The sequence below is a fragment of the Bradyrhizobium sp. HKCCYLRH3059 genome, assembly GCF_051168035.1.
Lineage (GTDB): Bacteria > Pseudomonadota > Alphaproteobacteria > Rhizobiales > Xanthobacteraceae > Bradyrhizobium.
In genome coordinates, this window is the sequence record NZ_JBNPUF010000005.1 from 134,026 (window position 1) to 147,661 (window position 13,636).

The 13,636-nt window shown below is 67.4% G+C and carries 10 protein-coding genes; 2 read left to right on the forward strand and 8 right to left on the reverse strand.

What is annotated here, in order from left to right; all coding sequences use genetic code 11:
• Positions 1–5: 5 nt before the first annotated feature.
• The 3 genes from ACQR13_RS17100 to ACQR13_RS17110 are packed head-to-tail and all read right to left on the reverse strand — an operon-like array spanning position 6 to position 4,196.
• Positions 6–1,088: a lipocalin-like domain-containing protein gene (locus ACQR13_RS17100; protein ID WP_434863015.1), complete on the reverse strand. Its 1,083-nt coding sequence runs from the start codon at positions 1,086–1,088 to the stop codon at positions 6–8.
• The gene (locus ACQR13_RS17105; RefSeq protein WP_316201975.1) at positions 1,078–3,540 is read right to left on the reverse strand and encodes an ABC transporter permease; all 2,463 of its coding nucleotides are present in this window, start codon (positions 3,538–3,540) and stop codon (positions 1,078–1,080) included. The genes ACQR13_RS17100 and ACQR13_RS17105 overlap by 11 nt, the downstream gene beginning before the upstream one ends.
• Positions 3,537–4,196: an ABC transporter ATP-binding protein gene (locus ACQR13_RS17110; RefSeq protein ID WP_315717075.1), complete on the reverse strand. Its 660-nt coding sequence runs from the start codon at positions 4,194–4,196 to the stop codon at positions 3,537–3,539. The genes ACQR13_RS17105 and ACQR13_RS17110 overlap by 4 nt, the downstream gene beginning before the upstream one ends.
• A gap of 256 nt (positions 4,197–4,452) precedes the next feature.
• Between ACQR13_RS17110 and ACQR13_RS17115 the strand changes: the two genes are divergently transcribed.
• Both ACQR13_RS17115 and ACQR13_RS17120 read left to right on the forward strand, forming a co-directional pair.
• Positions 4,453–5,757, forward strand: a complete 1,305-nt coding sequence (locus ACQR13_RS17115; protein WP_315717076.1) for an MFS transporter — start codon at positions 4,453–4,455, stop codon at positions 5,755–5,757.
• A 60-nt stretch (positions 5,758–5,817) separates the two neighbouring features.
• The gene (locus ACQR13_RS17120; RefSeq protein ID WP_434863016.1) at positions 5,818–6,693 is read left to right on the forward strand and encodes a tetratricopeptide repeat protein; all 876 of its coding nucleotides are present in this window, start codon (positions 5,818–5,820) and stop codon (positions 6,691–6,693) included.
• Between the two features lie 4 nt (positions 6,694–6,697).
• Here the strand turns inward: ACQR13_RS17120 and ACQR13_RS17125 are convergent, their stop codons facing one another.
• The 5 genes from ACQR13_RS17125 to ACQR13_RS17145 form a co-directional block, all read right to left on the reverse strand.
• Complete coding sequence (locus tag ACQR13_RS17125; RefSeq protein ID WP_434863017.1) at positions 6,698–8,413, reverse strand: N-acyl-D-amino-acid deacylase family protein; 1,716 nt, start codon at positions 8,411–8,413, stop codon at positions 6,698–6,700.
• A 206-nt stretch (positions 8,414–8,619) separates the two neighbouring features.
• Positions 8,620–9,837, reverse strand: coding sequence for an MFS transporter (locus ACQR13_RS17130; RefSeq protein WP_315751164.1), 1,218 nt, complete (start codon positions 9,835–9,837; stop codon positions 8,620–8,622).
• Between the two features lie 462 nt (positions 9,838–10,299).
• Positions 10,300–11,337, reverse strand: coding sequence for an MBL fold metallo-hydrolase (locus ACQR13_RS17135; protein ID WP_315751165.1), 1,038 nt, complete (start codon positions 11,335–11,337; stop codon positions 10,300–10,302).
• A 105-nt stretch (positions 11,338–11,442) separates the two neighbouring features.
• Positions 11,443–13,191: a thiosulfohydrolase SoxB gene (gene soxB, locus ACQR13_RS17140; protein ID WP_315717081.1), complete on the reverse strand. Its 1,749-nt coding sequence runs from the start codon at positions 13,189–13,191 to the stop codon at positions 11,443–11,445.
• Between the two features lie 135 nt (positions 13,192–13,326).
• On the reverse strand, positions 13,327–13,629 hold the full coding sequence (locus ACQR13_RS17145; protein WP_409977916.1) for a hypothetical protein: 303 nt from the start codon (positions 13,627–13,629) through the stop codon (positions 13,327–13,329).
• Between the last annotated feature and the right edge of the window lie 7 nt (positions 13,630–13,636).

Consider the following 13,636-nt stretch of genomic DNA (forward strand, 5'->3'; position numbering starts at 1 on the left):
GCTTGTTAATATCCCGTCAGCTCGAGATAGCCCACCCCGGTGTGGCTGCCCTTGAAGCTGATCGGTCCCTCCCAATACGGCACGCGGGTGCCCATCCAGGCCCTCGAGTTGAGCGGCGCGGTATCGATGGCGATGCCGAGCGCTGATATCTCGACGCGCCAGCCGACCGGAAGCCTGCGTTCACCGATCGCGACCGTCTCCTTTGGCGTCATCACGATGCCCCCGGGGCCGAGCGCGCGCGAGACGCCGTCGGCCGTGATCCAGGTGCCGGACGTGTAGTCGCCATTGCCCTGCCGCATCCGGTACAGCATCAGCTTCTCGCCGCCGGAGAAATGCAGCGCGAACCAGTCCCAGCCGCTCTGGTCGGCGGCCAGCGGCTGGCTGCTCCATTCGCGGTCGAGCCAGGCCACGCCTGTCACCTCGACCGGCGTGTCGTCGAAATTGATCTGGCCGCGGGCGCGGTAGAACGGCTGGCTGTAATAGTAAGACGCCTGGCCGCGCTCGGATTTGCGGCTGTAGCCGCCGATGCCCTGCAGCACCACCGGACGGTGCGCCTCCAGATGCAGCGCGTAGGAGAAGTCCGGCCCGGCGGCGGTCATGTCGAGCGGCGCCAGCGATCGATCGTCGGTCGCGGCGGTGCCGCGCAGCTGCCAGTCATCGATCCAGGCCTGGAACGGCTTGGCCTCGACGCCGGCCTGGCCGACGCCGCCGCGCGCGAATTTCTCGGCGGAGCGATGGCTGTCCGCGCGCGTCACCGCGGCATGCGCCATCCAGAGCTGCTGATTGTCGAACCCCTCGGCTTGCAGTCCGGGCCGCGCCGCCGAGCGGAACAGCGTCCATTGCAGGCCATAGGCCTTGCCGCTGCTATCGTTGAGGTTTGCGGTGACGTACCACCACTCGATGCGGAAATCGTCGTGCGGCCCGTGATCCGCAGGGAAGCCGAACTCTCGTCCGGGCGTCACCGGTGCAAAGCCGTCGGCGCTGTCGCTCAGGCCCGCAAAGCCCTGTGCATGTGCGAGGCGCGGCAGTGCCAGCAGGCCGAGCCCGCCGATCAGGCCGCGCCGCGTGATCGTCGTTCTAGCGCTCAATGGTGAACGTCCTGACCAGATCGGCCGGCTGCATCCGGGCCAGCCGCAGCACCGGTAGCAACGAGGCGATCACCGCCGCGACCAGCGTGACGACCAGCAGCCGGATGAGCTGCAGCGGGAACACGTCGAACGGCAGCCGCCAGCCGAACGCTTTGACATTGACGATCGCGATCAGGCACCACGCCACGACGAGCCCGAGCGGCAGCGCGAGCAGCGCGGTCAGGCCGGCGAGCGACAGCGTCTTCAACAGCTCGACTTCGGCGAGCCGCCGCCGCGTCAGCCCGATGGCCCATAAGGGTGCGAGCTGCGGCAGCCGCGAGTTCGCCAAGGTCAGCAGGCTGGTCAGCAGCGCGATCGCGGCGACGCCCAGCGTGAAGGTGTTGAGCGCGCCGGTGACCGCGAAAGTGCGGTTGAAGATCTGCTTCGACTCCTGCTTCACGGTGGCTTGGTCGATGACGTTGCGGCCGTCCAGGCCGAATTTGTCGGTCAGCGCGCTGATCAGTCCCGGCACGTCGGCCGGCGCCGCGCGCACGGCCATGCGCGTGATGGGCGTCGCCGGGAAGCGGCGCGTCAGCGCGGCGACGTTGACCGTGATCTGGCCCTTGGGATTGCCGTAGTCGGCATAGATCCCGGCGATCGTGATGCGCCAGTCGCCGCCGGATGCGGGGAGGTCGATGCTGTCACCGACGGACAGATGGAGCCGGCGCGCCAACTGCTCGCTGACGAAGCCGGCGTCGCCGCGCACCAGCTGCTTCCAGGCGCTGTCGCCGGCCTGCAGCAGCGGCCAATGGTCGCGATAGGTGTCGTGATCGGGCAGGCCGAGAATGTCGATCGGCGCGCCCGCCAACTGCGTTTCGGCGCGTCCGCCCGGCAGCACGGCCTGGACATCGGGCCGCGCGCGCAGCCAGGTCTGGATGTCGCGCGCCTGCGCTTCATCCGCGGCGCTGACGTAGACGTCGGCGGCGAGCCGGCCATCGAGCCAGACCAGGAAGGTGCGGCTGAAGGTCTCGACCATCGTGGCGACGCCGACATTGACGGCGAGCGCGAGCAGCAGCGCCATCAGCGCCAGCGACAGGCCCGAGATCTGCTGGCGGCTGTCGGCCCAGAACCATTGCGCCAGCGCCGCGCGCGCGCCGCGCTCGCCGAGCCGCAGCACCAGCTCCAGGATCGCGGGCAGCAGCAGCGCCGCGCCGAGCATCATCGCCGCGAGCACGCCGAAGCCAGCCAGCAGCGACTGCCCGAGCCACAGCAGCAGGCCGGCGGCGACGAAGAAGGCGAGCGCGACCGCGCTCTGCAAGCGCAGCCAGCGCCGCTGCGCCTCCTGCCACGCATAGGGCTGCGCGGTGGAGAGGATCGGCAGCCGCATCGATTTGATCAGGCTGGTCGTCGCGGCTGCGAGCGCGCCGGCGATGCTGATGACGAGGCCCGCAAACCACCATTCCGGCTGCAGGCTGAGCTCGCCCGGCACCTGCGCGCCATACAGCCCGCGCAGCGATACCGCCACGTTCGGCAGCAGCGCGGCGGCGATGACGTAGCCGCACACCAGCCCGACGAGCCCTGCCACCAAGGCAAAGGCGATGAGCTCGCCGATCAGCACGCCGTTGAGCTGGCGCGCCGACACGCCGCAGGCGCGCAAGGTGCGCAGCACCGGCAGGCGCTGCTCGAAGGCGAGGCCGATGGCGGAATTGACGATGAACAGGCCGACGACGAAGGACAGCAGGCCGAAGGCGGTGAGGTTGAGGTGGAAGCTGTCGGTCAGTCGCTCCAGGTCGGTCTCGGCCTCCGGCTGCACGAGCTGTAGCCGGCCGCCCGCGAACGACTGCAACGGCGGCCGTTGGACCGACGTCTTGCCGACCAGCAGCCGCGAAATCTGGCCGGGCCTGTCGAGCAGCCGCTGCGCGTCGCTGATATCGACCACGAGCACGCCGGGCGCGAGCTGCTGCTGCGCCATCAAGGGTGGCAGCAGGGCGTCGTTGCTGAGCCGCGGCGCCGTGCCGTCTTTCAGTCCGAGATCGGCCAGCGTCTCCGGCGAGATCAGCGTGCGATGTGGCGGTGTGAGAAAGGCCTCGAGCTCGCTGCGCCCGACCATCGGCGCATTGCCGACCTCCCGGGGGATGCTGAACGGCTCGATGCCGAGCAGCCGCACCGAATGGCCGTCGATCTGCACGCGGCCCTCGAGCACCGGCGACACCGGCCAGCCGGCGCGGCGCAATTCCGCGAACACGCTCTGCGGCAGCATCTTGCCGTCGGTCGCGACCAGCATCGGCGTGCGCGCGCCGCCGAAGATCGCCGCGGCGCGATCATAGGAGCTGCGCGCCTGCTGGTTCAGCGCCTGCACGCCGCTCCACAGCGCGGTCGCCGAGATCAGCCCGATCAGCAAGGTCGCGAGCTGCATCGGATGCCGGCGCCAGTGGCTGAGCAGCACGGCGAGAATCCACAGCGCGCGCCTCATGCGATGCGCCCACCATGCAGGTGGACGCGGCGGTCGAGCATCGCCGCGAGCCGCGCGCTGTGCGTCACCATCAGGAAGCCGCAGCCGGTGCGCGCGACGAGGTCGCGCGTTAGCGCCATCACCTCGTCGGCGGTGTCCTCGTCGAGATTGCCGGTCGGTTCGTCCGCGAGCAGCAGGGCCGGCTTGACCGCCAGCGCTCGGCCGATCGCGACGCGCTGCTGCTGTCCGCCCGACAGTTGCTCCGGATAGCGCTTGAGCAGCGACTTCAGCCCGAGCCGCTCGACGAGCTCGGTGTGCCACGCCGGATCATGCCGACCGGCCAGCCGCGCCTGGAAACTGAGATTGTCCTGAACCGACAGGCTCGGCACCAGATTGAACTGCTGGAACACGAGGCCGAGCCGCTCGCGCCGGACCGCCGCGCGTGCCGAATCGTCGAGCGCCCCGACCGAAACGCCGTCGAGCAGAATGTCGCCGCCGTCGGCGGCATCGAGCCCGGCGATGAGATGCAGCAGCGTGCTCTTGCCGGAGCCGGATTCACCGGTCAGCGCGACGCGCTCGCCGGAGGAGACGTCGAGGTCGACGCCACGCAGGACGTGGATCGGCTCGCCGCCGGATCGATAGGACTTGGTGAGATGACGGACGCTGAGCACGAGCATGATCGGGGTTGTTGCGTCACAACATAACAAGGGCCAACGCGAACATCACGCGCTCGTTCTTCATGACGCCCCTGATGTGATGCCGGCCGCGCGCAATCAGGTTGCGAGGGTATCGCGATGCAGCCCAAGAGGGCGGATTCCCGCGTTGCAGCAATAACTTAGCGCGCCAGCCGGTTGCCTGCGAAGCCGCTTCGTGGGTAGCATCGTCAAAACGCCCGGACGACAGGGGCGGATCATGACAGAATGGGGAAGGACCATGGCCGCGCCAACGACGCTGAAGGGCACATCCCGCGCAAGCGCGACACCGAAAGGCGCCTGGAAGATCACCTTCCTGCTGTTCCTGTTCATGCTGGTGAACTTCGCCGACAAGATCGTGGTCGGGCTCGCCGGCGTGCCGATCATGACCGAGCTCAATCTGAACGCCGAGCAGTTCGGCCTGCTTGGATCATCCTTCTTCTTCCTGTTCTCGATCTCGGCGATCGTCGTCGGCTTCGTCGTCAACAAGGTGCCGACGCGCTGGGTGCTGCTGGTGCTGGCGCTGATCTGGGCGCTCGCGCAATTCCCGATGGTGGGCACCGTCGGCTTCACCACGCTGCTGATCTGCCGCATCATTCTCGGCGCCGGCGAAGGTCCCGCGGCGTCCGTCGCCGTTCACGCGGTCTACAAATGGTTCCCCGATGAGAAGCGGGCGATGCCGACCGCGATCCTGTCACAGGGATCCGCCTTCGGCGTCATCCTCGCCGTGCCCGCGCTGAACTGGATCATCGTGAATCACGGCTGGCACTATGCCTTCGGCGCACTCGGCGTGGTCGGGCTGATGTGGAGCGTGGCGTGGCTGTGGCTGGGCAAGGAAGGGCCGCTGGCGGAGGTCGAGCTCGCCGGATTGCGCGAGCGGCGCGTTCCCTATCTGCAACTGCTGACGTCGCGGACCTTCGTCGGCTGCGTCGCCGCGACCTTCGGCGCCTATTGGGCGCTGTCGCTCGGGCTGACCTGGTTCACGCCGTTCCTGGTGAAAGGCCTCGGCTTCTCGCAGCAGCAGGCCGGCTTCATCTCGATCCTGCCCTGGATCTTCGGCGCGTGCGTGGTGCTGACCACGGGCTTTGTGTCGCAGACGCTGATGGCGCGTGGCGTCTCCACGCGCATGGCCCGTGGCGTGGTCGGCGCGACGCCGCTCGTGATCGGCGGCGGGCTGATGGCGATGATGCCGCATGTCGACGCCGCTTCGGCAAAGATCGCACTGCTCGTGGTCGGATCGGGATTGTGCGGCTCGATCTACGTCGTCTGCCCGCCGATGATCGGCGAGTTCACCCCGGTCACGCAGCGCGGCGCCGCCATGGCGATCTACGGCGCGCTCTATACGCTCGCCGGCATCGTTGCGCCCCTCGTGATGGGCAAGATGATCCAGGCCTCTGGCAGCCTGCTCGAAGGCTACATGTCCGGCTTCACCATCAATGCTGTCATCATGGTGATCTCCGGCCTGCTGGGTCTGGCGCTGCTCTGGCCCAACAGCGAGCGTGCCCGCCTGCAGGCGCAGCAGGGTGTGGCGCCGGAATTTGCGTGATACAACCCCCGCCCGGGGTCATCAGGAGGCGGCCTCGCATTCACCCGCGTGAGGTCCCGCATGATGCGCCTGTTCTCTCATATGCTGCAGTACTGGCGCGGCGTGCGATGCCTGACGATCGAGGACTTCTCGGGCGCCATCTTCCACTTCAGCAAGGTGGTTCAGCTCAACCCGCGCAACCATTACGCTTACCACAATCGCGGCGTGGCGCTCCAGGGCATGGGCAGCTACGCCAGCTCGATCGAGGATTTTGGTCTCGCGCTCAAGCTCAAGCCCAACGCGCAGACCTACGGCGCCCGCGGCGTGTCACGCAAATTCCTCGGCGACTTCGACGGCGCCATTGACGACCAGACGCGCGCTCTCGCGCTCGAGCCCAGGCTCGCGGCGGCTCATGGTGAACTCGCGTACCTTCATCATGTGAAGGGCGATCTGGATCGCGCGATCGCCCAGAGCACGACAGCAGTCGGCCTCGCGCCCAAAGACCCGGTCATGCATCGGGGACGTGGCTATATTCAGTTCTGCCGCGGCAGGTTCGAAGCCGCGGCAGCTGACATGGAACGATCGCTCGCGCTCGAGTTCGAGCCCTATGCGGCCCTGTTTCGTTACCTGTCGCTGGCTCGGTTGCCGGGGCGCGCCAGGCCAGATCTCGCTTCTTTCGCGGCGTACTGGGCGGCGGGGCAGTGGCCCTGGCCTGTGTTCGATCTTCTCATGGAGCGTTCGACGGCGCAGCAGCTGTTGAACGCGGCGGCAACGGCTCCAGAACAGGCTGAAGCCTATTTCTACATCGGTGAGTGGCATCTCCTGCACGGCCGCAAAGACGAGGCCGGCAGGGCACTCGAGATCGCGCTGCGCTCGTTGCCACCCTGGTTCAACGAGCATCCCGCCGCGCAAGCCGAGCTTGCAAGGCTTGCCGAGACGGTCGCCGCGGCCAGTTGACGTCTCAGCTCAGCTGGCGCGCCCCCCTGACCAGCCGTCCCGGGCGTGCGCCGGTGGCCTCGCCGTGGCGGCGCGTCACCACGCCCGACACGATCGTCGCATCATAGCCGTCGACCTCCTGCATCAGCCTGCGCCCTCCGACCGGCAGGTCGTAATGTACCTTGGGCGGATGCAGGTGCAGCCGTCCGTAGTCGATCACGTTGACGTCCGCCTTGTAGCCCGGTGCGAGCAGGCCGCGATCGTCGAGGCCGACCGAGAGCGCGGTCTTGCGCGACTGCGCGGCGACGACGAAGGGAATCGACAGTCTGTCGCCACGCTTGCGGTCGCGGGTCCAGTGCGTCAGCAGATAGGTCGGGAAGCTGGCATCGCAGATGATGCCGCAATGCGCGCCGCCGTCGCTGAGGCCGGGCACGCTGCGCGGGTCGCGCAGCATCTCGTAGGTGGCATCGAGATTGCCGTCGGAATAGTTGAGGAACGGCACGTAGAGCATGCCGCGCCCGCCGTCCGTGAGCATCGCGTCATAGGCCAGTTCCTCGGGACGACAGCCGCGCGCGCGGGCCTGGGCGCCGAGTGACCGCTCCGGCGGCTGCTCATAGTCCGGCGGATCGCCGAGCAGATACATCTTGTCGTAGTTCGGCTTGAAGAACAGCGGGTCGTCGGTCGCGCTGGCCTGCTCGCCCAGGATGGCCGCGCGCAGCGCCGGATCGCGCATCCGCGCGACGCGCTCATCCAGCGGCAGATGCGCGATCGCCTGGTAGCTCGGATGCGTCTGCAGCGGGTTGCGCGACAACTCCAGCCCAAGCAGCAGCCCAACCGGGCGCGCCGCGATCTGCGCCGTCACCGACAGGCCGCGCGCGGCGGCGGCGTTGATTTCGGCCAGCGTCTGCCGCCAGCGTTGCGGCGCGCGGTCGTTCTGCGTCACCGAGAACGAGATCGGGCATTTCGTCGTGTCGGCGATGCGCAGCATCATCGGCAGGTCTTCGTGGATGGTGGAGATGTCGAGCACGAATTGCAGCACGCTGCGGCCGGCGCCGTGCATGGCCTGGGCGATCGTCGTCAACTCGTCCTCGCCGGCCTTGAGCGTCGGCGTGTAGTCACCGGTCGATGTCCGATGGTTGAGCGTGCGCGAGGTCGAGAAGCCGAGCGCGCCGGCCTTGACCGCATCGCGCGCCAGCGCCGCCATGGCGCGGTTGTCGTCGGCGGTGGCCGGATCGCGGCGCGCGCCGCGCTCGCCCATGACATAGACGCGCAGCGCCGCATGCGGCAGCTGCGCGCCGATGTCGAGATCGAATTCACGCTTGCCGAGCCACTCCATGTAATCCGGAAAGCTCTCCCATTCCCAGGGAATGCCGGCTTCGAGCACCGGTTCGGGGATGTCCTCGACGCCCTCCATCAACTGGATCAGGCGCTGATGATCGGCCGGCCGGCACGGCGCGAAGCCGACGCCGCAATTGCCCATGATCGCGGTGGTGACGCCGTTCTGCGACGACGGCGAGATGTCTTGGCTCCAGGTCACCTGGCCGTCGTAATGGGTGTGAACGTCGACGAAGCCTGGTGTCACGAGTTTGCCGCGCGCGTCGATCTCCTCCCGGCCGGTCGCATTGACCTTGCCGACGGCGACGATACGGCCGTCCGCAATCGCCACATCAGCTTCGTAGAGTTCGCCGCCCGAGCCATCGGCAACGGTTCCGCCGCGGATCACGAGATCTGGCTGCGTCATGGCGTGTCTTCCCCGGGTGTTGTTGTTGGCCGCATCATCGGCGGGAAGGCGATGATGTCAACACGCGGGGATCAGGCAGCAGCGTTGCGCCGGCGCAGGTGACGCGAGCGCCGTAGGGTGGGCAAGGCGGCGCGCGCCCACCATTCTCAGCGGTGATTTCTGGCGGACGGTGGGCATGCTTCACGTTGCCCACCCTACGAAGACTGCTACGCCTTGGCCTTTTTCGGCTCGGTGAAGAACGCGAGCACGATCGTCAGCAGCATGAACACGACGGAGGCGCCGAACACCCAGCGCGGCGCGTTCATGTCCATGATCCAGCCGAACAGCAGCGGGCTGACCACGCCGGCGAAGTTGAAGCCGGTCGACACGATGCCGAAGGCGCGGCCGGCGGCACCCGGCGGGGCGGCATTGCGCACCAGCATGTCGCGCGACGGCGCGATCACGCCGCTCATGAAGCCCGCAACCAGCATGATCGCCGTGAGCAGCACGGTCGGCAGGTTGATGAAAGTGATCATCAGCACCAGCACGGCGTTGATCGCATAGGCGACGGCCGCGACCAGGTTGTGATGGCGGATGCGGTCGGCGAGCTGGCCGCCGGCGAGCACGCCGACGGCGCTGGCGCCGAGGAACGCGGTCAGTGCGATGTTGGCGGTCGAGAACGAGATGCCGTAGCCGTTCATGAGCGCGACAACGCCGAAGCTGGCGATGCCGGCGTTGGACAGGCTGAGCAGCATGAAGAACACGGTCAGCAGCATCAGCATCGGCGTCAGCAGGCTGGGCTGTTTGACCTTGCTGCCGTCGGCGCTGGTGTGATGCGGATGCGGCGGCACCTCGGGCACGTTGCCGACGAGCAGCAGCAGCGCGGCGAGCGGTCCGACCAGGCCGGCTGCGATCAGCGCGCCGGAGCCGCCGACGGTGGTGACCAGCGCCGCCATCACGGCGGGCGCGACGGCGCCGCCGAGATAGCCGGCGAAGGTATGCACACCGAACGCGCGGCCCATGCGCTTCTCTTCCATGTGTGCGGCCAGCAGCGCGTAGTCGGAAGGATGGTAGACCGCGTTGGCGAGGCCGAGCAGCACCGCCGAGACGACAAGGCTGGCATAGCTCAGGTAGACGCCGAGCATCGCCAGCGACAGGCCACCGAGCGTCAGGCCGATCAGCAGGATGCGGCGGGCGCCGGCGCGGTCGACCAGATAGCCGACGGGCGCCTGGGTCAGGGCCGAGACGACCGCGAACACGGTGAGCGGAAAGCCGAGCTCGATGTAGCCGACGCCGAGCTTCTCCTTCAGGTAGGGAAACAGCATCGGCAGCACCAGCATGTGCAGATGGCTGACCCAGTGCGCCAGCGAGATCAGCGCCAATGTGCGCAGCGGCGAGGCGGTCCGGACCGGAGCATGTTGCGGTGCGGCGAGAACGTCAGCCATGGTCGATCCGTTGGCCCCCGGCGTCAGCGATGGAAAGGAGGGCGCGTTGCCGGCAAACCGCCGATGCTCCCGAAATCAGGGGCGCGCGCGACACAACGCCACACTATCGGAATGCGGTTCATTGTCCATGAACGCCCGCGCATGGCACCTGCGCGCCGCGGCCGGCGTTTGCGGGCTGGGGTAGAGGAAACACGGCAGGGTGCCGGCTTTGCATGCATCCGCGCTGAGGGAGCCACTCCGCATCGTCAACCTCGGTGTCATCCCCGCACACGGGGATCCATAACCACCGGCGGATGTTTGTTACGATGCAGGTTCAACGTGCAGCCTGCCTCAAGACAGATCACGCGGTATCGGTCCCGGGTCGGCGTCCACCGACGCTTCGCGTCCGCGGGCTTGCCCGGGACGACAGCGGAGTGTGAGGGCGCCGCCAAGGGCTGCCGAAAGGTGGGAGAGCGTGACCTCCTACGGCACCACCGGCCCGCCGGCCTTTTTCCACGCGTCCAACCCGCCTTCAATATGCGCCGTATTCGCCAGCCCCGCCGCCTGTGCCGTCTGCACCGCCATCGCCGAGCGCTCGCCATAGGCGCAGAAGAACACAATGCGGCGGCCGGTGGCGGCGGCGACCTCGCGCAGCATGCCGCCCGGCTTGAGATTGTCCTCGATCGCAGGATAGGGCGCGTGCAGTGCGCCGGACAGCGTGCCGTGCTTGGCGCGCTCCGCGGCTTCGCGCAAATCGACCAGCAGCACGTCGGGGCGTCCCAGGCACTCGATCGCCTCGCGTGCCGACAGCGACAGGCCCCGCTTCGCCAACTCCTCCTGATGCAGCCCGACGCGCATGTTGGCGGGCACCGCGACATCCATCATCTTCGGGTTCGGCAACTTCAGATTCGCCATCAGCGCGACGTAGTCGTCGACCGACTTGACCTGCAGGCGCGGATTGTAGCGGCGCTCCTCGCCGATCGTGGAGACGGTGTCGCCCTTGTAGTCGTGTGCGGGATAGACCAGCGTGTCGTCGGGCAGCCGCAGCAGCTTGTTGAAGATGGAGTCGTACTGCTGCCGCGCATCGCCGTTCTGGAAATCGGTGCGGCCGGTCCCTCGGATCAGCAGCGTGTCGCCGGTGAAGACGCGGTCGCCCAGCGAGAAACTATAGGAATCGTCGGTGTGCCCGGGCGTGTACATTACTTCCAGGCTGATGCCCTCGATGGCGATCCGGTCGCCCTCGCTGACACGCATCGCCACCACGTCGGCCTTGGTCTGCTCGCCCATGATGGTGACGCAATGGGTTCGGTCGCGCAAAGCGCCGAGGCCGGTGACGTGATCCGCATGCAGGTGGGTGTCGACGGCCTTCACCAGGCGCAAATCGAGCTCGCGCAAAAGCTGGCAGTAGCGCTCGACCTTCTCCAGCACGGGATCGATGATGACGGCCTCGCCGCCGCTGCGGCTGGCGAGGATGTAGCTGTAGGTGCCGGAGACGCTGTCGAACAATTGGCGGAAGATCATCAGCGCCTCCTTCCGATCTGGATCATCGTGGCATTAGCACGACCGGCCCGATGTCACCAATGCGGCGAACGCTCGGTAGGTCGGATTGCATCGCGCAATCCGCTGTCACGACTGCGATGCAAATCCGGGATTGCCGTCGACACCCGAGAGCGTGACCTTGTTCGTTCCGACCAGCACCAGTTGGCCGTTGCGCAGGTGGTTGGCCACCACGTCCCACACCGGCTTGCCGTCCTGCGCGTTCATCGAGGCCCAGCCGGCGACCTTGTAGCTCTTGCGGGCGTCCAGCGGCCGGCCATCGTCGAGCGTGAGATCGGAGATGCGGCGGCCGATCGGCTCGGCGGGCGCGCAGCGGTAGGATAGCCCTCCGGTTCGCACCATGTCGCCGCCCTGCTGCAGATAGGGGTCGGCGTTGAACAGGTTGTCGCAGACGTCCTCGAGCACGTCCTTGATCTCTGCGCCGGACATCCGCTGCACATAGGTCTCGGGATAGGTGATGGCGGTCTGCGCCAGCACGTCCTCGAGCAGGATGGATTGGTTCGCAAGCAAGGTCGGACCCCAGCGGAATCCGGGAGACAGCGCAATCTCGGCATCGAGCTCGCGGCGCAGCGCCGCGCAGATCAGGTCGTCGGTCGCGCCTTCGAAATTGCCGCGCCGGTAAAGCAGCCGGTCGGACGTCGCGAGCTTCTCGCTCCAGGCCGCGACCTGCGGCTGCTGCGTCTGATCGATCAGCGCCTGCATCGCCGGGTCCGGTTTCAGCAGCTCCGAGTAGACGGGCAGCAGCCGGTAGCGCGCATCGGCGACGCGGCCCTTGCCGACGTCGAGATCGAGCACGGCGAGGAATTTGCCGTTGGAGCCGGCATTGGTGACGAGCGTTGCGCCCTTGGAATTGCTGACCGCGACCGGCTGCGGAACCGCGTCATGGGTATGGCCGCCGAGGATGACGTCGATGCCGGTGACGCGGCTCGCCAGCTTGAGGTCGACATCCATGCCGTTGTGCGACAGCAGGATCACGGCATCGACCTTGTCGGCGCCGCGCAGGCCATCGACCAGCTTCTGCAGTTCCTCCTCGCGGATGCCGAACGTCCAGTCCGGCGTGAAGCGGCGCGGATGCGCGATCGGCACGTAGGGAAAGGCCTGGCCGATCACGGCAATACGGGCGCCGCCGATCTCCTTGATGGTGGCCGGCTTGAACACGCGGCCCGATCCGGGATCGTACGCCTTGGCGTCGTTGAACGCCGCCTCCTCCGTCAGGAACACGTTCTGCGCCAGGAATTCGCCCTTGAAGCGGGCGAGGTTGGTGCGCAGCGCCTCCTCGCCATAGGTGAATTCCCAATGCCCGGTCATGGCGTCGATGCCGAGCAGGTTGGCGGCGCTCACCATGTCGGCGCCGCGCATCGCATTGGCGAGCCCGGTGCCCTGCCAGAGGTCGCCGCCATCGAGCAGCACCGAGCGATGGTCGCCGGCATCGGCGCGCAGCTTGTCGACCAGGGTCTTCAGATGCGCGAATCCACCCATCCGGCCGAAGCGGACGGCGTACTTCTCGAACTCGAACGAGGTGAATGCATAGGCCTCGGCGCTGTCGGGCCGGATGCCGTAGCGGTCGAGGAAGGCGCGCTCGACCAGATGCGGCGGCCGTCCCCACATCTCGCCGATGCCGAGATTGACGCTGGGCTCGCGGAACAACAGCGGGCGAAGTTGCGCATGCGTGTCCGTGATGTGCAGGATGCGCGCGTTGCCGAACTTCTCGATGTCGTAGAGGCTGACGGTGTCGGCGGCGCAGGCGCTGCGCAGCAACGCCGGCGCGGCGAGCGTGGCGACAACTGATGCCTTCAGAAAGTCCCGGCGCCGAATCATGGCTCGCGTCCTAGATCATGATGCGATTCCACGGAATCGCATCATGATCCATCCCTTTGTTTGAGCATGATCTCCACAAACGCCTTCGGCGTTCGTCGCGAGGGAAAACCGGTTGCCACTTCTCCGGATCATGCTCTAGCGGATCTCCATGTCCTTCCAGCGCTGCTTCTCGCTGGTGGCCTGGACGACCGAGGCCTTGGCGAGCGCCTCGGCCTCCTGCGCCGACTTCAGCGCAGAATCGAAATTGCCGGAATCCGCTGCCTTCTTCGCAGCGGTGAGTGCGGCCTGGGTCACGGTCCATTGGTTGCGCAGACGTCCGGCTTCCTTGTTGGCGCTCTCGGCCGCCGCGACAGCCGCGAGATAGTCGGCCTCCGACGCGGCCCGCGCGGAGCCGGCGCCGACCGCTGATACCATCATGGCGAACACGATCTTTTTCATGACGCTT

Coding starts and splice junctions, on each gene's coding strand:
- ACQR13_RS17105 (WP_316201975.1), bottom strand. CDS start 3,540: ATGAGGCGCGCGCTGTGGATTCTCGCCGTGCTGCTCAGCCACTGGCGC.
- ACQR13_RS17110 (WP_315717075.1), bottom strand. CDS start 4,196: ATGCTCGTGCTCAGCGTCCGTCATCTCACCAAGTCCTATCGATCCGGC.
- ACQR13_RS17115 (WP_315717076.1), top strand. CDS start 4,453: ATGGCCGCGCCAACGACGCTGAAGGGCACATCCCGCGCAAGCGCGACA.
- ACQR13_RS17120 (WP_434863016.1), top strand. CDS start 5,818: ATGATGCGCCTGTTCTCTCATATGCTGCAGTACTGGCGCGGCGTGCGA.
- ACQR13_RS17125 (WP_434863017.1), bottom strand. CDS start 8,413: ATGACGCAGCCAGATCTCGTGATCCGCGGCGGAACCGTTGCCGATGGC.
- ACQR13_RS17130 (WP_315751164.1), bottom strand. CDS start 9,837: ATGGCTGACGTTCTCGCCGCACCGCAACATGCTCCGGTCCGGACCGCC.
- ACQR13_RS17135 (WP_315751165.1), bottom strand. CDS start 11,337: ATGATCTTCCGCCAATTGTTCGACAGCGTCTCCGGCACCTACAGCTAC.
- soxB (WP_315717081.1), bottom strand. CDS start 13,191: ATGATTCGGCGCCGGGACTTTCTGAAGGCATCAGTTGTCGCCACGCTC.
- ACQR13_RS17145 (WP_409977916.1), bottom strand. CDS start 13,629: ATGAAAAAGATCGTGTTCGCCATGATGGTATCAGCGGTCGGCGCCGGC.